This is a genomic window from Desulfarculaceae bacterium (genome assembly GCA_020444545.1).
Lineage (GTDB): Bacteria > Desulfobacterota > Desulfarculia > Desulfarculales > Desulfarculaceae > Desulfoferula.
Map to the genome: position 1 here is coordinate 93,065 of JAHLKT010000008.1, position 17,537 is coordinate 110,601.

22 protein-coding genes, 1 tRNA gene and 1 riboswitch are annotated in these 17,537 nt (G+C 67.5%); of the genes, 4 read left to right on the forward strand and 19 right to left on the reverse strand.

Features of this window, described 5'->3' with window-relative positions:
• Both KQH53_19180 and rph read right to left on the reverse strand, forming a co-directional pair.
• Window positions 1-597 (reverse strand): XTP/dITP diphosphatase, encoded by a 597-nt coding sequence (locus tag KQH53_19180; GenBank protein ID MCB2228806.1) that lies wholly within the window; start codon window positions 595-597, stop codon window positions 1-3.
• A 2-nt stretch (window positions 598-599) separates the two neighbouring features.
• Entirely contained in the window at window positions 600-1,337 is a 738-nt protein-coding gene (gene rph, locus KQH53_19185) for a ribonuclease PH (GenBank protein ID MCB2228807.1), read from the reverse strand.
• A 100-nt stretch (window positions 1,338-1,437) separates the two neighbouring features.
• On the opposite strand from rph, the gene KQH53_19190 reads away from it, so the two are divergent.
• Window positions 1,438-1,522 (forward strand) — tRNA-Leu (locus tag KQH53_19190).
• A gap of 79 nt (window positions 1,523-1,601) precedes the next feature.
• Here the strand turns inward: KQH53_19190 and KQH53_19195 are convergent.
• The 4 genes from KQH53_19195 to KQH53_19210 form a co-directional block, all read right to left on the reverse strand.
• Window positions 1,602-2,204, reverse strand: coding sequence for a DUF2971 domain-containing protein (locus tag KQH53_19195; protein ID MCB2228808.1), 603 nt, complete (start codon window positions 2,202-2,204; stop codon window positions 1,602-1,604).
• A gap of 697 nt (window positions 2,205-2,901) precedes the next feature.
• Window positions 2,902-3,585: a response regulator transcription factor gene (locus tag KQH53_19200; GenBank protein ID MCB2228809.1), complete on the reverse strand. Its 684-nt coding sequence runs from the start codon at window positions 3,583-3,585 to the stop codon at window positions 2,902-2,904.
• Window positions 3,582-5,351, reverse strand: a complete 1,770-nt coding sequence (locus KQH53_19205) for a PAS domain S-box protein (GenBank protein MCB2228810.1) — start codon at window positions 5,349-5,351, stop codon at window positions 3,582-3,584. Before KQH53_19205 ends, KQH53_19200 begins: the two co-directional genes overlap by 4 nt.
• A gap of 178 nt (window positions 5,352-5,529) precedes the next feature.
• Window positions 5,530-6,039, reverse strand: coding sequence for a hypothetical protein (locus KQH53_19210; protein ID MCB2228811.1), 510 nt, complete (start codon window positions 6,037-6,039; stop codon window positions 5,530-5,532).
• A 114-nt stretch (window positions 6,040-6,153) separates the two neighbouring features.
• On the opposite strand from KQH53_19210, the gene KQH53_19215 reads away from it, so the two are divergent.
• On the forward strand, window positions 6,154-6,393 hold the full coding sequence (locus KQH53_19215; GenBank protein MCB2228812.1) for a DUF1289 domain-containing protein: 240 nt from the start codon (window positions 6,154-6,156) through the stop codon (window positions 6,391-6,393).
• Here KQH53_19215 and KQH53_19220 read toward each other — a convergent pair.
• From KQH53_19220 to KQH53_19240, 5 genes are all read right to left on the reverse strand, one after another.
• Complete coding sequence (locus KQH53_19220; GenBank protein ID MCB2228813.1) at window positions 6,383-6,715, reverse strand: hypothetical protein; 333 nt, start codon at window positions 6,713-6,715, stop codon at window positions 6,383-6,385. The two genes, KQH53_19215 and KQH53_19220, sit on opposite strands and share 11 nt — an antisense overlap.
• A gap of 22 nt (window positions 6,716-6,737) precedes the next feature.
• Entirely contained in the window at window positions 6,738-6,884 is a 147-nt protein-coding gene (locus KQH53_19225; GenBank protein MCB2228814.1) for a hypothetical protein, read from the reverse strand.
• A 135-nt stretch (window positions 6,885-7,019) separates the two neighbouring features.
• Complete coding sequence (locus KQH53_19230) at window positions 7,020-7,379, reverse strand: hypothetical protein (protein MCB2228815.1); 360 nt, start codon at window positions 7,377-7,379, stop codon at window positions 7,020-7,022.
• A complete protein-coding gene (locus tag KQH53_19235; GenBank protein ID MCB2228816.1) occupies window positions 7,376-7,522 on the reverse strand; it encodes a hypothetical protein in 147 nt (48 codons plus the stop codon). The genes KQH53_19230 and KQH53_19235 overlap by 4 nt, the downstream gene beginning before the upstream one ends.
• 160 nt (window positions 7,523-7,682) lie before the next feature.
• A riboswitch (cobalamin riboswitch) is annotated at window positions 7,683-7,869 on the reverse strand.
• 42 nt (window positions 7,870-7,911) lie between these two features.
• Complete coding sequence (locus KQH53_19240) at window positions 7,912-8,181, reverse strand: hypothetical protein (GenBank protein ID MCB2228817.1); 270 nt, start codon at window positions 8,179-8,181, stop codon at window positions 7,912-7,914.
• A gap of 208 nt (window positions 8,182-8,389) precedes the next feature.
• On the opposite strand from KQH53_19240, the gene KQH53_19245 reads away from it, so the two are divergent.
• Both KQH53_19245 and KQH53_19250 read left to right on the forward strand, forming a co-directional pair.
• Window positions 8,390-9,037, forward strand: a complete 648-nt coding sequence (locus tag KQH53_19245) for a hypothetical protein (protein ID MCB2228818.1) — start codon at window positions 8,390-8,392, stop codon at window positions 9,035-9,037.
• Between the two features lie 21 nt (window positions 9,038-9,058).
• The gene (locus tag KQH53_19250; GenBank protein MCB2228819.1) at window positions 9,059-10,720 is read left to right on the forward strand and encodes a PAS domain S-box protein; all 1,662 of its coding nucleotides are present in this window, start codon (window positions 9,059-9,061) and stop codon (window positions 10,718-10,720) included.
• 52 nt (window positions 10,721-10,772) lie between these two features.
• Here KQH53_19250 and KQH53_19255 read toward each other — a convergent pair whose 3' ends face one another.
• From KQH53_19255 to KQH53_19290, 8 genes are all read right to left on the reverse strand, one after another.
• The gene (locus KQH53_19255) at window positions 10,773-11,798 is read right to left on the reverse strand and encodes a hypothetical protein (GenBank protein MCB2228820.1); all 1,026 of its coding nucleotides are present in this window, start codon (window positions 11,796-11,798) and stop codon (window positions 10,773-10,775) included.
• Between the two features lie 60 nt (window positions 11,799-11,858).
• Window positions 11,859-12,080 carry a hypothetical protein gene (locus tag KQH53_19260; protein MCB2228821.1) on the reverse strand — a complete coding sequence of 74 codons (222 nt, stop codon included), beginning with the start codon at window positions 12,078-12,080 and terminating at the stop codon, window positions 11,859-11,861.
• Window positions 12,081-12,125: 45 nt separating this feature from the next.
• Entirely contained in the window at window positions 12,126-12,455 is a 330-nt protein-coding gene (locus KQH53_19265; protein MCB2228822.1) for an SHOCT domain-containing protein, read from the reverse strand.
• Window positions 12,452-13,876 (reverse strand): multicopper oxidase family protein, encoded by a 1,425-nt coding sequence (locus tag KQH53_19270; GenBank protein MCB2228823.1) that lies wholly within the window; start codon window positions 13,874-13,876, stop codon window positions 12,452-12,454. The genes KQH53_19265 and KQH53_19270 overlap by 4 nt, the downstream gene beginning before the upstream one ends.
• Window positions 13,877-14,072: 196 nt before the next feature.
• Entirely contained in the window at window positions 14,073-14,255 is a 183-nt protein-coding gene (locus KQH53_19275; protein MCB2228824.1) for a hypothetical protein, read from the reverse strand.
• Window positions 14,256-14,313: 58 nt separating this feature from the next.
• A complete protein-coding gene (locus tag KQH53_19280) occupies window positions 14,314-15,474 on the reverse strand; it encodes an amidohydrolase (protein ID MCB2228825.1) in 1,161 nt (386 codons plus the stop codon).
• Window positions 15,475-15,483: 9 nt separating this feature from the next.
• Window positions 15,484-16,431 (reverse strand): phosphoglycerate dehydrogenase, encoded by a 948-nt coding sequence (locus KQH53_19285; GenBank protein MCB2228826.1) that lies wholly within the window; start codon window positions 16,429-16,431, stop codon window positions 15,484-15,486.
• Between the two features lie 75 nt (window positions 16,432-16,506).
• Window positions 16,507-17,490 (reverse strand): NAD(P)H-quinone oxidoreductase, encoded by a 984-nt coding sequence (locus KQH53_19290; GenBank protein MCB2228827.1) that lies wholly within the window; start codon window positions 17,488-17,490, stop codon window positions 16,507-16,509.
• Window positions 17,491-17,537: the final 47 nt, after the last annotated feature.

A 17,537-nucleotide genomic window follows, 5' to 3' on the forward strand; every position in this document is an offset into this window, starting at 1 on the left:
TTAGTCCCGCAAAAACCCGCCCAGCCCCTTGGCCAGCTCGCGTAGGGCCTGGCCCCGGTGGCTGATGGCGTTCTTCTGGCCGGGCCCCAGCTGGGCCACGGTCAGTCCTTGCTCCGGCAGCTCGAACAGCGGGTCGTAGCCAAAGCCGCTGTCGCCCGCCGGGGCCAGGGCGATGCGCCCCTCCAGGCGGCCGCGGGCGATCAGCTCGGCCCCGTCCGGCCGGCGGCAGAGCATTACGCACACGAAGGCCGCGCCGCGCTCGTCCACCGGCACGCCTTCCATGGCGGCCAGGAGCTTGGCGTTGTTGGCCGCGTCGTCCGCGTGCCCGCCGGCGTAGCGGGCGCTGTGCACCCCCGGCGCGCCCTCCAGGGCGGCCACCACCAGGCCCGAGTCGTCGGCCAGGGCGGGCCGCCCCAGGGCCTGGCTAACCGCCACGGCTTTGAGCCGCGCATTGTCCTCGAAGGTGTCGCCGGTTTCGGGAACGTCTTCGGTAAAGCCCAGCTCGGCGGCGGTGACCACCTCGATGCCCATGGGCGCGCACATGGCCTTGATCTCGGCCAGCTTGCCCTTGTTGCCCGAGGCCAAGACCAGTTGCAAGGCTAGGCCTCCAGGGCGGCGCGCTGAGCCGCGAAAATCTCTTGCCCCGCCGTTTCGCCCGCTTTTACCAGGGCGTCCAGCTCGGCCGGGGAAAACACCCCGTGCTCGCCGGTGCCCTGCACCTCCACCAGGCCCTCGGGCGTGAGCACCAGGTTGAGGTCCAGCTCGGCGGTGGAGTCCTCGGCGTAGCACAGGTCCAACAGCAGCGAGCCCTCCACCCGGCCCAGGCTGATGGCTCCCACCTGCCTGGCGGGCGCGACGCCCAAACCCCGCAGCGCGGCGGCCAGGGCCACCCAGCCCCCGCAGATGGAGGCGCAGCGGGTGCCGCCGTCGGCCACCAGCACGTCGCAGTCCACGGTGATGGTGTAGCCGTCCAGGCTCTCCAGCTCCACGGCGGCCCGGAGGCTGCGCCCGATGAGGCGGCTGATCTCCTGGGCCCGGCCCCCGGTGCGGTGGTCGCGGCCGGTGCGGGTGTTGGTGGACCGGGGCAGCATGGCGTACTCGGCGGTCACCCAGCCCCGCCCGCTGCCCTCCAGCCAACGCTTGACGCCCTTTTCCACCGAGGCGGTGCAGTGCACCTTGGTGTTGCCCAGCTCGGCCAGGCAGCTTCCTTCGGCATAGGGGTTCACCCCGGGCTTAAGGCTCAGGGGACGCATCTGCATGGGCTGGCGGCCGTCGGGTCGCACGATTTCTCCTTTTTGGCGGGAAGCTGAGTGGGCTAAATCTAGCCTAGCCCCCATGGGGTGTCAACCTGGCGGCGCGGCTGGACAAACGCCGTCTTGCCCGGGGCGCGCCAGGCGGTTGACGCCCGGCGAGGCTTGGCTTATTGTTGGTGGCCACGGGAGCGTGGTGGAATTGGTATACACGCTGGCCTTAGGAGCCAGTGCCGCAAGGCATGGGGGTTCGAGTCCCCCCGCTCCCACCAGAGGAACGCACTATTTCAGGCTTCGAGCGCTTAGCCCACCTTTAATACAGATATATTCCAGTCTATGTAAGCAACGGCCTTAATTCCCAGACATTTGACCCCATGAATGCAACTCTAACCCGAATACCCTTTTTTCCCTGTGGTATTCAAAAAGCTTAGGCCTTTGGCTCATTGATTGCGACCACTCCACAATCATTCGCTTATGTTTCTCTTTGGTTCGGCAACCAAAATACACATCTGTCAGCGCCCCGCTTGGGAATATATGGCTTTTACCGCCTCCCTGGATCTGGATAATTCTCCACTCTTTTTCATATTTCCAACCAGAGTGTTTCGAATAGAAAATTGCCTTAATCAATTCCCGATCAGGAGTGTCCGGCCCGGTAAATGTAGGACAAACATCAAGGTACTCTACTTTGTTTGCTCTACCGAAAAATTCATTATTACAATCAAAGCAAAGACAAACTCCTTCATGGCTACTGCCGTAATGCGACCACATCAATAAATTATCAGGAACTTCAGTCAAACAAAGGATACCATGTTGGTTAAATCTCGTTTTTAGACTGTCATAAATATGCTCAGGGTTAACATTCTCATATTGCCTCTCTTTAATCCTAGTTTTAGCAAGACCTCTCCGTTGCTTCCTGTTAAATCCAGGATGCATTCTCTTAACGTGACCAGGCATAAAATCTCTCCAACGTTCTTTGTTTTTTGTAAACCTAACTATCTCTACGTTACATTCAAACGGATCGTTAAAGTCCTTAGGTGATGAAAAGTATAGTTTCCTTTCCGTAAATATCGGTCTTATACGTTGGTCGATCGTTTGGTCTGATAGCGGACAATATTTAAATAAATAATTCGGAAAATTCGACATGATCCCGCCCCCAATCATTTGCAGATTTAATATAGCTTAACTGGTTCTTACCATTATTCACAATTTTACCTAGACCAAAGGAAGTCCGGCAAGGAGAGGGGCGACTCCTTGCCGGACTTCTTTTTTTACGGACCCGCAACCCCCCACCCCTGGGAGAGTGCCGGGCCGCCCCGAAACGAGGCGGCCCGGCTTAGAAGGCCTTTTCCGTCCCGCCGGGTCCGTTCAACAGGAGGGGAAAGGCCCGCAAGGGGCTTATTCTCTGGCCCGCAAGGCCATGCCGCCTCTCGGGCACAGGGCCAACATCAGGGCGACCGCCAAGATGTTGCGAAGCGGCGTTCTCATCTGGTTCCTTCCATGGCTATGGATCAGCTTCGGGATAACAACGGGGCGTGTTTCCTCCCTCGTTGTGATCCCAAGCTAATACAGCCTCGAGAAGGGCGGTTAGGAGCTTTGGCGCGAATGGCCTAAGGATTTGGCGCAAAAATTTTCAGGCGGGATCCCGGCGGGTCTAGTTTTCGAGCTTTCGGCTGGCCAGCCAGTCGTCCAGGGAGACTATCCCCTCTTTGAGGGCATAGCGCACCAGGTCGACCAGGTTGTCGATGTCCAGTTTTTCCATAAGGTTGCGGCGGTGGGTCTCCACGGTCTTGACCCCCAGGTGCAGCGTCTCGGCGATCTGGGCGGTGCTTTTGCCCTCGGCCAGGAGCTGGAGCACCTCGCGCTCGCGGGGGCTGAGCACGCTGGCCGGCAGATGGGCCCGCTCCAGGTCCAGGCGCCCCACGAAGCCGTCCACCACCACCTCGGCCACCTCGGGGCTGATGTATCCCCGGCCCTGGGCCACCAGGCTGATGGCGTTGATCAGCTCCCCGGCCGAGCAGTCCTTGAGCAGATAGCCCCGCGCCCCGGCCTCGAGCATACCGGCCACGAAACGGGGGTCGCGGTGCATGGACAGGGCCAGCACCCGGGCCTCGGAACCCTGGCTCAGGAGCTTGCGAGTGGCCTCGATGCCGTTGAGCCCGGGCATGGACACGTCCATGAGCACCACCCCGGGTTGCAGCCGCTGGCAGAGCTGCACCGCCTGGTGGCCGTGCTCGGCCTCGCCCACCACCTCCAGGCCGGGCTCCTCGTCCAGCAGGCTCTTGATGCCTTCCCGCATGATCTTGTGGTCGTCCACCAGGAGTATGCGCACGGTCATGGCTTGGTCTCCGCGCCGGGGGTCAGGGGCAGGGTGAGCACCAGGCGGGCCCCGGGCCGCCCGCTTTCCAGGGAAAGGCGGCCGCCCATGTGCTCGGCCCGCTGTTGAATGGAAAACAGGCCCAGCCCCCCGCTGCGGGGCCGCAGGGCCTGCTCCGGGTCCAGGCCCCGGCCGTCGTCCTCCACGCTCAGGCGCACCGCGCCGTCCTCCTGGGCCAGCTCCAGGCGCACCCGGAGGGCCCCGGCGTGCTTGGCCACGTTGTGCAGCAGCTCGCCCGCCGCGCGGTAGAGGAAGGCCCGGGTCTCCTGGTCCAGGACCGGGGGATCGCCCTGGCGGACATATTCGGCCTTGAGGCCGTGCAGGCGGGTGGTCTCCTCGGCCAGCCCGGACAAGGCGGCCTCCAGGCCGATCTCATCCAGCACGCGGGGGCTCAAGCGGCTGGTCAGGCTGCGGGTGTCGGCGATGGCCTGCTCCAAGAGGCCCAGGAGCACGCTCAGGGGCTTTAGCACCGCCTCGCCGCCCTTGTCCATCAGGCGGGTCAGCTTGAGCTTGCACACCGCCAGATACTGGCCCACCCCGTCGTGCAGGTCCTGGGCCAGGCGGCGGCGCTCCCGCTCCTCGGTGCGCGAGAGCTGCACGGCCAACTCGCGCAGCTGCTCGGAGCGCCGCACGATCTCTTCCTGGGCCCGCTTCTGCTCGGTGACGTCGCGGGCGATGCCCCGGAAACCGGTGGCCTTGCCCCGCGCGCCCTTGACCAGGGATATGGAAACCTCGATGATCCGGCGGGAACCGTCCTTGCGCCATAGCTCCCAGTCCAGGGCCGCGGCGGCCTCCCCGGTCTGGTACACCCGGCGGAAGGTCTGGCTCACCTCGGCGGACGCCTGGGGGCTCATGTAGGCCCGGTTGTTCAGGCCGGTCAGCTCCTCGGGGGTGTAGCCGGTTATGCGGCAGAGGGCCTGGTTGAAGAAGGTGAGGTTGCCCCTCAGGTCCACCTCGTAGTAGCCCTCCTCCATGTCTTGCAGGATGGTGCGGTGCTTCTCCTCGCTGCGCACCAGGGCGCTCTCCACCCCACGCAGATGCAGGGCCACCGACAGGGCGGCGCACAGGGACATGCCCATGCTGCAAAGCCAGAACACCTTGAAGGGCAGCAGGCCGGGCAGGCCCAGGGAGGTCAGGGCGTCCACGATGCCCCCGGCCACCATCATGGCCACGCCCACGGTGAGGGGGCGCAAAAAAACCGGCCGCTTGGGGCCGGGCCACCAGCGGAAGTACATGGAGTAGAAGTAGAGCACCCCCAGGGTCATGCCGTAGTAGTAGATCAGCGGCTTGACCAGCCAGGAGCTGGGGCGCAGCACCCCGGGGTGGCCCGAGGCCTCCAGGGGCAGGGATAGCACCGCCGGGGTGCGCCACAGGAGCAGCAGCAGGCTCAGGCTTATGGCGGCGGCCAGGGTGACGGTGAAGAAAGGCCCCGGCCGCCTCCCGCCCAGATGGGCCGCCACCCAGGACCAGGTGAAGGGCATCCACACCACCGAGGCCAGCATGAGGCCGTAGCCCAGCAGGATGGTGTTGGACGAGAGCTGGAGGGCGTAGACCAGGTATCCCAGGAAAAAGCCGGCCAGGGCCAGGTAGAACAGGCCCAGACTGCTGAGGATCTTGAGGCGGGGGTTGAACCAATGCAACAGGAGGCAGGCCATCAACAACAGGGTGTTGACAGCCAGACCCATGGCCGGACCCAGGCTATAGCCGGGCACCAAGACTGGCAGCATTTTTCCCCCTTGCAGGCCAGCGCCGGAACGCCCGGAACAGTGGACCCCGTAAGCGCGATGGGCGAGCCGGCCACCCGGTCCGGCACGGCCCCCGCCGCCCCGGCCCGGATTCCACCATCCATCACCATAAGATGACCGTGGGTCCCGTGTAAATTAGTAATGACCTATGTTGGGGAATTTATTGAAGTGCCGCCGCCGCCGCCATGGCCCCCCGCAGCTCCTTGACCCGCGCCAGGCCCCGCTCCACCGCCCTGCGCTCCTCCGGGCTCCAGGCCCGTAGGCGGGCCTTTTGCTCGGGGCAGAGATACCAGGTGCAGACCCAGGGGCGGCTGAGGCGGGGCAGGCGGCAGCCCTTGGGGCCCAGGTGGGCGCAGGGGCCGCCGGGCTCGGCCCTGAGCTGGGCCACGGGCAGGGCCTGGCCGCTCAGGTGCATGAAAAGCAGGTCCGGGAAATCGGCCCACACCCGGGCCCGCACACAGCAGGGCTCCAGGCAGCGGGGGCAGGTTGCTCCGCAGAGCCGCTCCATGGCCGGCTCCAGGGAGTCCAGGGCCCGGGCCAGCTCTTCGGCCAGGGCGCGGGCCGGGCCCATGCCCTGCCCGGCGCACAGGCGCAGGAGGGCGGCGTTGGCCTCGGCCCAAAGCTCCGGCGCGGCCCAGGGCGGACCCGCGTATGGCGGTTGGTTATTCATGCGCGGCACTCGGCCCGCATTATAGCAGGGCCGCTTGACGCGCCGCGCCGGCGTGCTAGGCTGCCCGCCAGACAAGGCAACTCTTCTTCGGGCCATTGGGCAAAGGAAGCGGGCATGAAAAAGAAGGGCTCAGGCAGCGCGGACTCGCCGGGGAGCAAGCCGACCCTGGCGGAATGCGCCGCGGATTCGCCCTGCACCGGGTATTGCGTGCTGGACGGGCAAGATGTGTGCGAAGGTTGCGGCCGCACCATCGAGGAGATCGTGACTTGGAGTTCCTTGGACGCGGCCAGCCGCCGCGAGGTGTTAGAGCGCCTGGCGCGGGAAAAGGAAACGGGCTCTCGGTCTAGTGAATGACCAGGGGCTTGTCCGGCGCGCCGGGGGGAGGCGCGATGAGCTTCTCGCCGGGGTTGGCCGCCTCCCAATGGGCAGCCAGGCCCAGGGCCCGCTCGCGGTTGTCCCCGCCCAGCTTGGAGCCCTCGAAGGCCAGCCAGCTGATGGTGGCCCGGGTGGGCAGCTCGGATTTCTCCACCACCTCCAGGACCTCCCCGGGCGGGAACTCCAGGAGCATCTCCATGGCGGCCATGCAGGTGGCGGCCATCACCTCCCAGTCGCCCTGACGGGCTTCCAGGGCCTTGACGGCATGAAACAGGTTTTCCCAAGCGGTGGTGATTTCCACGGTCGGCTTTCCGGGTGGGCGCTTAGCGCTGGGCGGCGGCCTGGGCCTGGGTGGCGCTCACGATCTCCGAGAGCGGCTGACGCGCTTGCCAGACCAGAGGCAGGCTGAACAGGACCATGGCCGCCAGGCTAAGGACCAATATGGTGTTGATGGAGCGGGCGTTGATCACGATGTCTTCTCCCGGCGCGGCCCTCCCCTCCGGGGCGGTGTCACGCGCAGCTGTGCCTTTTTTTACAAAGTTACCCCCCCACCGAAAGCTCGTCAAGGAGAGGAGGAGGCGGGCCTCCGGCGGGGGGGAATTGAATTAAGCCTGCGGCCGGGCCTCCTGGTCCGGGGCTGGCGGGGCGATGACCCTCTGCCCCAGGTTGAGCGCCTCCCAGTGCAGGGCCAGGGTGGCGGCGCTCTCGCGGTAGGGCCCGCCCAGCCGGGCGCCCTCGAAGGCCAGCCAGCTCACCACCGCCCGGGTGGGCAGATCCGATTGCTCCACCAGGGCCACCACCTGCCCCGGCGGGAACTCCAAAAGCATCTCCATGGCCGCCCGGCAGGCGATGGTCGCCTCCCGCCAGTCGCCCCGGCCCTGCTCCAGAGCCTTGGCCGCATGGTAGAGGTTTTCCCAGGCCCGCGTGGCCTCCCAGCGGTTTTCCCGCCCCTGCGCCTGGTTCATGGCCGCACCAGCCCCTGGGCCAGGTCCCCCATTGGCCAGGGGGTCGCCCCGGCCGACATTTCCCAGAGCAGGCCCAGGCTGGCCAGGAGCATGACCAGCAGGCAGGACCACAAAACTCCGTCAATCCACCTTCCGTCCAACAAAACGACCCTCCGCTTTATTTGCCGGAGGGCCGCGAATAAAAAAGCCCCCCGGACCGTTAAAGGTTCGGGGGGCTGCACCCAGCTTGCTTGGCCGCCCAGAAACGGAGCCCGCGCGGGGCCCCGCCAAGGCGGGCGCCGCGGCCGGTCCGGGCCGGCGCATCGGGTTCCTGGCAGGTTCGGCAGGTCTTCTGGCTTCCGGTTCTTCCTAGTCCCCGCGCCTTCCCGCCGCGCTGTGCGCGGCAGTGGCATCAAGGCGGGTTTCGTCCCCGGTTACAGCGGCGGGACCGCGACGGATTCGCACCGTCTTCCCTATTAAATCAAATGATGCCGATCCTGGTATGTGGGGACATTGTAGAACGGGATGGACAGGGGGTCAAGAATTGTCGGACCTAATCCGGCAGCTGGCGGCGGGCCAAAATGGCGGCGGCCAGGATGAGCAGGCAGAGCAGCGCCGCGCCCAGGGCCAGGCGGGGCCGCCCGGCCGCCCAGAGCCCCGCCGCGCCCATGACCCCCTGCACCACGATTCCCGCCCGCACCGTCCAGCGGGCCACCGCCTTGCGGCGGCGCATGGCCGGGTCCATCTCTTCCTCCCAGCGCCGGCGGGAGGCGGACAGGGCGCGGTTGATCTCTTCCAGGGACTGGGGCTGATCTTGGTCCATGGCGGAGCTACCTCCTGCTTACCATTTAGCCGCACTCCCCCCGCGGCGGTCAAGGCGGGCCCCGGTCTATGCCGTGGACACCCCGCCCGCCGCTATGCTAAGCAGATAAGTAGACACCTTATAGGCCATTGAGCCCGGGACCGGCCCGCGCCACAGCCACGCCGCAAGCTTCCCGGCGGGCGGCGGGCCCGGGGGAGGGGGGATTATCATGGGCCAGGAAAGCCGTATCCAGGTTAAGCCGGTGTATGGGGTCACCTACGAGCCCGGCTTGGTGGGCTTCTCGCGGGTGGCGGGCGACTTTGTTTCCGACGGCATCAGCATCTTCACCGGCGACGAGGCCATAAGCGGCGTGGCGGTTACCCACGCCTTTTTGGTGGAGAACGAGGACTACTGCATCGAGGCCACCGGCGAGGGGGTGGTGCGCAACTATCTGGAGGAATACTTCGACGGCAAGCACCTGGTCTACTTCCGGCGGCCCAAGGGCCTGACCCCGGACAAGGCCTCCCTGCTCCTGGACGCGGCCCGGGCCAAGCTGGGCCAGGGCTACTCCTACGCCGGCATCTTCGGCATGCTCATGGACAAGGTCTGCAAAGTGGGCGACTTCATCCCCGGCCTCAACCACTGCCGCAACCCCTTCAACAGCCGCTCCAGCTGGTTCTGCTCGGAGCTGGTCAGCTTCGCCCTGCACTGCATGCCGGAGTATCGCGGCTCGGAGCTGCTCAAGACCTATCACCCCTCGCGGGTGAGCCCCCAGCGGCTGTTCGAGAGCGACCTCTTGGAGCCCTGGTCCCTGCGGACGCCCGAAGAGGTGCAAAAGCGCTACCAAGAGTTTATTATCGAACCCACGCCAACCTAAGCCCGAGGCCAAGACCGCCTTATGCCATCGCCAGCCCCGCCCCAGAGTGAGCAAGCCGAGTTCCAGCGCCTTTACATGGACACGCTGCGTTCGCGGCTGAACATCGGCTTTTTGGCCGGGGTGGTGCTGGTGCCCGCCTTCGCGGTGGTGGACTGGTTGCAGGTGCCGGCCTACTTCGAGCAGTTCCTCACCCTGCGTTTCATAGCCGCCGCCCTGCTGGGGGTCATGTACCTGCTCAACCGGGTCTACACCGCCCAGGCCTGGCAGGAGGGCCTCACCGTGGCCGCCGCCCTGGCCGTGGCGGCCATGCTGGAGGTGATGCTGATCAGGATGGGCATGGAGGGGGCGCGCTACTACGCGGGCCTGGGCCTGGTGCTCATCGCCGCCCTGGTGCTCGTCCCGGTGCGCCCGGCGGTGGCGGGCATCATCGGGGCCGGGATTCTGGCGGTGTACCTGATCCCCCAGGTGCTGCACGACCCGCCCCTGGCCCCGCCGTTGATCCTCTTGCACAACAGCGGCACCCTGCTGGCCGCGACCATGCTTTTGCTTCTGGCCAACGGCCTGCACCGCCGGGCCCTGGTGCAGCAGATATGGTCGCGCCTGGAGGTGCAGCGGCGCGAGCAGGAGCTGGCCGCGCTCAACGCCACCCTGGAGGAGGTGGTGGCCCAGCGCACCGCCGACCTGGCCAGCTCCGAGGCGCGCTACCGTTCCCTGGTGGAGAGCAACCCCCAGTTCATCTACAGCCTGGACCGGGACGGGGCCTTCACCTTCGTGGGGCCCAAGGTAAAAGAGCTCATGGGGGTGGAGCCCCACGAGGCCCAGGCGCGTTACTTCATCGACATCGTGCACCCCGAGGACCACTACCACTGCATCAAGGCCTTCAAGGCCCTGCGCGACGAGGGCAAGATGGTCACCGACGTGGAGTTCCGGGCCATCCGCCCCGACGGCGCGGAGCGCATCTTCGTCGCCTACAACAGCCCGCTCATCGACGCCCAGGGCCGGGTGACCGGGGTGATCGGCACCGCGGTAGACGTAACCCGCCAGCGGCGCACCGCCGCCGAACGCGAGCAGTACCGCCGCGAGCTTAACCAGACCCTGGAGCAGCTGGAGACCGCGGCCATGGAGGTGGTGATGGGCCTGGCCGGGGCGGTGGAGGCCAAGGACCCCTACACCCGGGGCCACGCCGACCGGGTGCGCCAGATCTCCCTGGCCATGGCCCGCGCCGCCGGGCTGGGCCCCGAGGAGCTCACCCGCCTGGAGTTCGCGGCCGAGCTGCACGACGTGGGCAAGATCGGGGTCAAGGGCGAGATCCTCAACAAGCGCACCCCGCTGACCACCGAGGAGTGCGAGCACATCAAGCGGCACCCGGTGATCGCCGAGATGATTCTCAAGGACGTGGGGCTGCTGGCCCCGGTGCGCCCCCTCATCCGGGCCCACCACGAGCGCTGGGACGGCAAGGGCTATCCCGACGGCCTGGCCGGGGAGGAGATTCCCTTCCTGGCCCGGGTCATGGCCGTGGCCGACAGCGTGGACGCCATGCGCACCCAGCGCCCTTACCGCCCGCCGCTCAGCCTGGCCGACACCCTGGAGGAGCTCAAGCGGGGCTCGGGCGGCCAGTTCGATCCGCGCTGCGTGCAGCTGTTCGAGCAGGTGCTGGAACAAGGCGGCCTGAGCGACCTCTAGCGGCCGGCTCCGCCGGGCGAGGGCAAATCCCAAAAAAGCAAGCGGACGGGTTCTATTCGGCGGGCGTTAGCGGCAGGCTGAGGCTGAAGGCCGCGCCCGAGGGATGGTTTTCGCCCACCTCCAGGCGGCCGTGATGGGCCTCGGCGATCTTCATGACCACGGGCAGGCCCAGGCCGGTGCCGCCCTTCTTGGTGGTGAAGAAGGGGGTCAGGATGGCCTCGCGCTGCTCGGAGGGCACCCCCGGCCCCTGGTCGCTGACCGTGAGCACCACCTCGCCGTCGCGGCGCTGGGCGCTCAGGCGCACCTCCCCGCCCTGGGGCGAGGCCTGGGCCGCGTTGCCCACCAGGTTTATCAGGGCCTGCTGCAAGCGCTCGGGGTCGGCCGAAACCGCGGGCAGGCCGGCGGGCAGGTCGCTGACCAGGCGGGCCTGGTTCTCCTCGGCCAGGGGCGCGGCCACTTCCAATATGCGCTCCACCAAAGGCCCCAGCTCCACCTGCTGTTGGTGCAGCTCCAGGGGGCGCGAGAAGTCCAGCATCTCCTTGACCATGGACTCCAGGCGGGCGGTCTGCTCCACCACCACCTCCAGCTTGTGGGCCTCGCTGCTGGCCGGGTCCAGCTTGCGCTTCACCTGGGCCGAGAAGCCGCCGATGGCCATGAGCGGGGTCTTCATGTCATGGGCCACGCTGGCCACGGCCTTGCCCACGGCGGCCAGGTTCTCCGCCCGCAGGGCCTGGCCCTGGAAGCCCTGCTCCCGGCGGCGCAACCAGCCCACCAACAAGGCCACCACCGCGAACAGGAGCATCTGGGTGCAGGCGGCGGTGATCTGGGGCGTTTCGAACTTGTGCAGCAGCAGGATGAAGGGCAGATAGAGCCCGCTGGCCGTGGCCGAGGCGACCAGCCCCAACCAGGGGCCCCACCAGAAGCTGGTGAGGATGATGGGCAGGAAGTAGAGGTCCTGCAAATAGACGTGGGCCACCGCCTGCTCGGGGGTCAGGCGCAGGTGGAGGTAGGTGATGACCGCCAACATGGCCACCACCACGGGCAGGCGGTATCGGGTGTAGCGGGACTGGAAATCCATGGCCTCATTATGCCCTGCTTGGGCCCAACAGACCAGATATAGCTTGTGCCCCGGCCTGAATCAGGGCCCGGAGGGAGGCCAGGGCTCCTGGCCGCGCAAATAGGCCCGCCGCGCCCAGTGGAACAGGCCCAGGCCGAACAGGGCCAGGATTATCCAGAAGACGATCATCAGGGGGCTGACCAGCCAGCCCAGGCCGTCGGGCGACAAGGCGGAGGCCGGGCCCGCGGCGGACTGGGAGGCGGCCGCACTCAGGGGTTGCTGCAACAGGGGCGTCAGGTGCATGGCGCGTCCTTGGGGCAGGCGCGTTAGGGCACCGGGGGCTGTGGCTCAGGCCTCCAGCTCGCGCTTCATGGCCGCGAACTGTTCTTGGTCGATCTCGCCCTTGGCGTAGCGCTCGCGCAGGATGGCCAGAGAGCGGTCTTGGGAGGGGCCGGAAGGGGCCGCGTGGCCGTCCTTTTTGCTGGCCGCGAAGAGCCACTTGACCAGGGCCACCCCGGCCACGATGAGCAGTATCCAGAAGATGATCATGAAGGGGCCTCCCAGCCAGCCCATGCCGTACATCATGTGGCCGCCCCAGCCTCCTCCATAGCCGCCGCCCGGGCCGTACTGGGCGGCGGGGGTCAGCAGGGAATCCATGGCAGTGCTCAAAAAATTCATGCTTTCTCTCCAGCCGGGCCGTAGGCCACCACGTTGGCCATGCCCGCCTCCATGTGATAGAGGTTGTGGCAATGGTGGAACCACTGGCCGGGATTGTCGGCCACGAACTCGATGTCCAGCCGCCGCATAGGCTCCACCACGGCGGTGTCCTTGATCAACCAGCGCCCGGGGTCCAGCCCGGGATTCACGATCCGGAAAAAGTGCCCGTGCAGATGCATGGGGTGGGGCATCATGGAGCGGTTGAAGTAGCTCAGGCGCACCTTGTCGCCGGGCTCCACCAACAGGCGCTCGCTGTCCGGGTGGGCCCGTCCGTTGATGCTCCACCAGGACGAATGCATGCCCCCGCTCAAGATTTGGCGGTACCAGCGCCGGGGCTCGCCCGGGGGGTGGGCCACCGGACGGGCGGCGGCCAGGTCCCAATAGGTGGCCAGGCTCATCTCCCGCCGCCAGGCGGGGGGCTGGGGCTTGGGCTCGGAGCCTTCGTAAATCACCGGCACGGCCAGGCCGCTCTCGCCCAGGCCGGTGTCATGGGCCTGCAAAAGCCAGGCGCCGGGGTTGCGGGCGATGAACTCCACGTCGGCCCGTTCGCCCATGGACAAGCGGATCACGTCAAAGGCCTTGGGGGTCACCGGCTGGCCGTCCAGGGCGATCACGGTGAGCTGGTGCCCGGCCAAAGACAGATCATAGGCCGTGGCCGAGGAGGCGTTGATCAGCCTCAGGCGCACCTTGTCGCCGCGCCGCAACTTGATGGGCTCGCTGGCCGGGTAGGCCTTGCCGTTGACCGCGTAGGCGCCGTACCAGGGCTCGGCGGGGGGGCCGCCCCGGTTGCGGCGACCCATCATGCCCCGGCCCATCATGCCGCCGCTGGGCGGGCGGCGGCGCGGGGAGGCGGGCCCTCCCCCGTCCACCGTGGCCCAGTCGGCCAACAAGAGCACTTCCTCGCGGTCCCAGCCGCCCACCGGGCGGGCCGGGTCGATGATCAAGGCGCCGTAGAGCCCCTGGTCCAGCTGATAGCCGGAGTGGGAGTGATAAAAGAAGGTGCCAGCCGGACGGGCGGTGAATTGGTAGGTGTATCGCCCGCCCGGCGGCACGGCGGCCTGGGTCAGGCCGGGCACCCCGTCCATGGGGTTGGGCACGGGGAGGCCGTGCCAATGGATGGTCGTGGGGTGAGGTAGGCTATTTTTTAAAGTTACCCGAAGGCGTTGCCCCTCCCGCACCCTAAGGACGGGTCCCGGTGACTGGCCGTTGAAACTGAAGGCCTTGAACTCCGCTCCTTGGCCCAGGTTCACCATGCTCTCCTGGGCGCTCAGGGTCGTCTCTCGGGCGCCGTCCGCCCGCGCGCTCATTGGCCAGAGCCCGGCCGACGCCCCGGCCAGGGCGGTCAGCGAGGTCTGCAAGAAGCGGCGGCGGCTCAGTTCCATGAAGCGATCCTGGTCTGGAGGAACGGGTTCTTGCCCCCAATTTCTGCAGCAGCCGTGCCAGGCTACGGCCCGTGGGGAAGATACCGTTATTTGGATGTGATAACAGGATGATGCCCGGGGAGAGCGGGCAGGGCTCCGGGCGGGGGGCTGGGTAATTTTTACCCGCCGTGCTTTGGAGGCGGGTAATCCTTTTTCGCTATCCCAGTTCGAACCTGGTCAGATCGGCCTCGGCCTGGGCCACCGCCTCCTCGGCGGCCTCCAGGCGCTCGAACTGCCAGGGCCGCACCGAATGGGCGGGCATGGCCGCCTGGGCCTGGGCCAGATCCTCGCGGGCCCGGGCCAGGCGCGCTTCCAACTCTTGCCGTTTGTCCTCGCTCATGCCTCTCCCCGTTTGCTAGTTCTATTGTGAAACCAAATGCGGGGGTCAGACAAGCCCGTCAGGCCAGATAAGTCTTCACCGCTTGCAGAAAAACCGCCACGCCCACGGCCAGGGCGTCCTCGTCCAGGTCGAAGCTGGAGGCGTGCAGGGGCGCGCCCTTGCCGCCCGGCCCGCAGCCCAGGCGGATCATGGCCCCGGGCACCGCGGCGGTGAAAAAGGCGAAGTCCTCCGAGCCGGTGACCGGCGAGGCCTGGTACACGTTATCGGCCCCCACCACCGTCTCGGCCATGGCCTGCATGAAGGCGGCCACCTCGGGGTCGTTGTAACAGGCCGGGAACACCTCGTTGATCGTGAGCTCGCTGGTCACCCCGAAGGCGGCGGCGTTGCCTTCCACCATCTCGCGCAAACGGCGCTGCAACAGGTCCTGGCTGGGCCGGTTCATGGCCCGGATGCAGCCGTCCAGCTCGGCGTGGTCGGGGATCACGTTGCTGGCCGCGCCCGCGCTCAGGCGGCCCACGGTGATCACCCCCGCCTCCAGGGGGTTGAGGTTGCGCCCCACGATGGACTGCAAGCCGGCCACCAGATTGGCCGCGGCCACGATGGGGTCGATGCCTTCCTGGGGCCGCGCGCCGTGGGCTCCCCGCCCGCTGATGCGCAGCTTGAAGATGTCGTTGGAGGCGTGGCTCTGGCCGAAGGTGACGCCCACCTGGCCCGCCGGGCGGCTGGGGGTCACATGGGCCGCGATCACCCGGTCCACCTTGGGGTTGTCCAGCACCCCGCGCTCCACCATCATGCGCGCCCCTTGGCCGGTCTCCTCGGCGGGCTGGAACAACAGCTTGAGGCTGCCGCGCATGGTTTGGTTGAGGCCCGAGGCCAAGACCTCGCGGGCCACCCCCAGTAATATGGCGGTGTGGCCGTCGTGGCCGCAGGCGTGCATCAGGCCGGGACACTGGGACTTGTACTCCGCCTCGCCCTGCTCGCTTACCGGCAGGGCGTCGATGTCCGCCCGGATGGCCAGGCAGGGGCCCTCGCTGGCCCCCCGGATAAGCCCCACCGCGCCGGTCATGCCCTCCAGGCCAGAGGCCTCGGCTCCCATCTCGCTCAGCAGCTCGATGATGCGGGCGGTGGTGCGCTCTTCCTGGAGCGAGAGCTCGGGGTGCATGTGCAGCTCGCGCCGCATGGCGCTGAGCCACGAGCGGCTTTCGGCGGACAGCTCCATGGATGCCTCTCAGTTCACCGGGAAGGGCGGCTCGCGCCCCTCCAAGACGGCGGCCAGGTTCTCCACCGTGGTCATGCCCGTGGCCAGCAGGGCCTCGCGGGAGTAGCCGGCCAGGTGGGGGGTGATGATCACCGAGGGCAGCTCCCGTAGCGGGGTGTCCACGCTGGGCTCGTCCCGGAGCACGTCCAGGGCCGCGCCCGCCGGGCGGCCGTCCTTGAGCGCCCGGTACAGGGCCTGTTCGTCCACCACCCCGCCCCGCCCCAGGTTGAGCAGAAAGGCGGTGGGCTTCATCAAGGCCAGCTCGCGCTCGCCGATGAGGTTGGTGGTCTCGGGGGTGATGGGGGTCAAGAGCACCACGAAGTCGGCCCGCGCCAAGAGATCCTCCAGGCTGGTCAGCTCCACCCCCAGGGGCCCGGCGATCTCCGGGCGCTGGGTGCGGGTGGCGGCCAGGAGCTTCATGCCCAGGCCTCCGGCCAGCTTGGCCAGGGTGCGGCCGATCTTGCCCAGGCCCACGATGCCCATGGTCTTGTCGCTCACCTGGCCGCCCACCATGATGGGCCACTCACCGGCGGCGGTGGCCCCGGCGGCGCGGGGGAGCTCGCGGGCCAGGGAGAAGCACAGGCCCAGGGCCGCCTCGGCCACGGCCAGGGCGTTGCCGCCCGGCGCGTTGCACACCCGGATGCCCCGCTGGGTGGCCGCCTCCCGGTCGATGTGGTGGAAGCCCGCCCCGTGCATGCACACCACCTTGAGGCGGGGGGCGAGGTCGTAGATGTCAGGGCCGATGGGGTCCAAGCCGGCCACGATGCCCACCACGTCGGCCAGGCGCGCGGCCGAGCAGTCGCGGCCGGTGCGTAGGCCCATGGGGTGCAGGTCCACTTCGTAGCCCCGGGCGCGCAGCCACTCCACCGGCTCGGGGGAGTAATGGCCGAAGGTGGCGGAAAAGGAAACTATCTTCATGGGTGCGTCCTCTCAGTGGTGTTGCTCCCGGCCTCGCGTGCCGGGTCTGGCAAGATTATGCTGCCCGAAACGCGATCAGTCCACCGTGAGGATGATTTTGCCGGTGTTGAGGTTGGCCTCCATGCGCTGGTGGGCCTCCGCCGCCTGGCCCCAGGGCATCACCGAGTCGATCACCGGCTTCAGCTCGCCCGCCTCGAAGTGGGGCAGCCAGCGCCGGCTGAAGTCTGCGATGAGCTTGGCGCGGTAGTCCAGGCTGCGGGCCCTGAGGGTGGAGCCCATTATCTTGAGGCGCTTGCCCAGGATGAGGCGCAGGTTCACCTTGTCCGCCTCGCCGCCCCCGATGAGGGCCAGCATGACCATGCGGCCCTCCCGAGCCAGGGCCTCCAGGTTGCGGCCGAAGTACGGCGCGCCGATGAAGTCCAGCAGGCCCACCGGCCCCGCGCCGCCGGTGGCCTCCTTGGCCACGGCCACGAAGTCCTGTTCCTTGTAGTTGATGCCCACCTCGGCCCCCAGGGAGCGGCAGGTGGCCAGCTTGGCCTCGCTGCTGGCGGTGACCATCACCCGCGCCCCGGCCGCGCGGGCCAGCTGGGTGGCGGCGGTGCCCACCCCCGAGGCCCCGGCGTGGATCAACACCCACTCCTCGGCCTCCAGGCCCATGAGCCAGAACAGGGCCTGGTGGGCGGTGAGGAACACCTCGGCCATGCCGGCGGCCTGGGTGTAGTCCAGGCCCTCGGGGATGGGCATGGCCAGGCGCTCGTCCATGGCGCAGTATTCGGCGTAGGCCCCGCCGGAGACGATGCTGAACACGCTCTCACCCACGGTGCACAGGGAGCAGCCCGACCCCAGGGCGACCACCTCCCCGGCCAGCTCCAGGCCCATGATCTCACTCTCGCCCTTGGGCGGGGGGTAGAGCCCCTTGCGTTGCAGGGTGTCGGCCCGGTTCACCCCCACGGCCTTCACCTTGACCAGCACCTCGCGCTCGCGCAGCTCGGGCTGGGGGGCCTCGCCCAGGTGCATCTGTTCCGGCCCGCCGAACTCCTTTAACAAGATGGCTCGCATGCTCTTCCTCCCCGGCCCGTTGGCCGTCGCGGTGAGTAGTCTAGGTT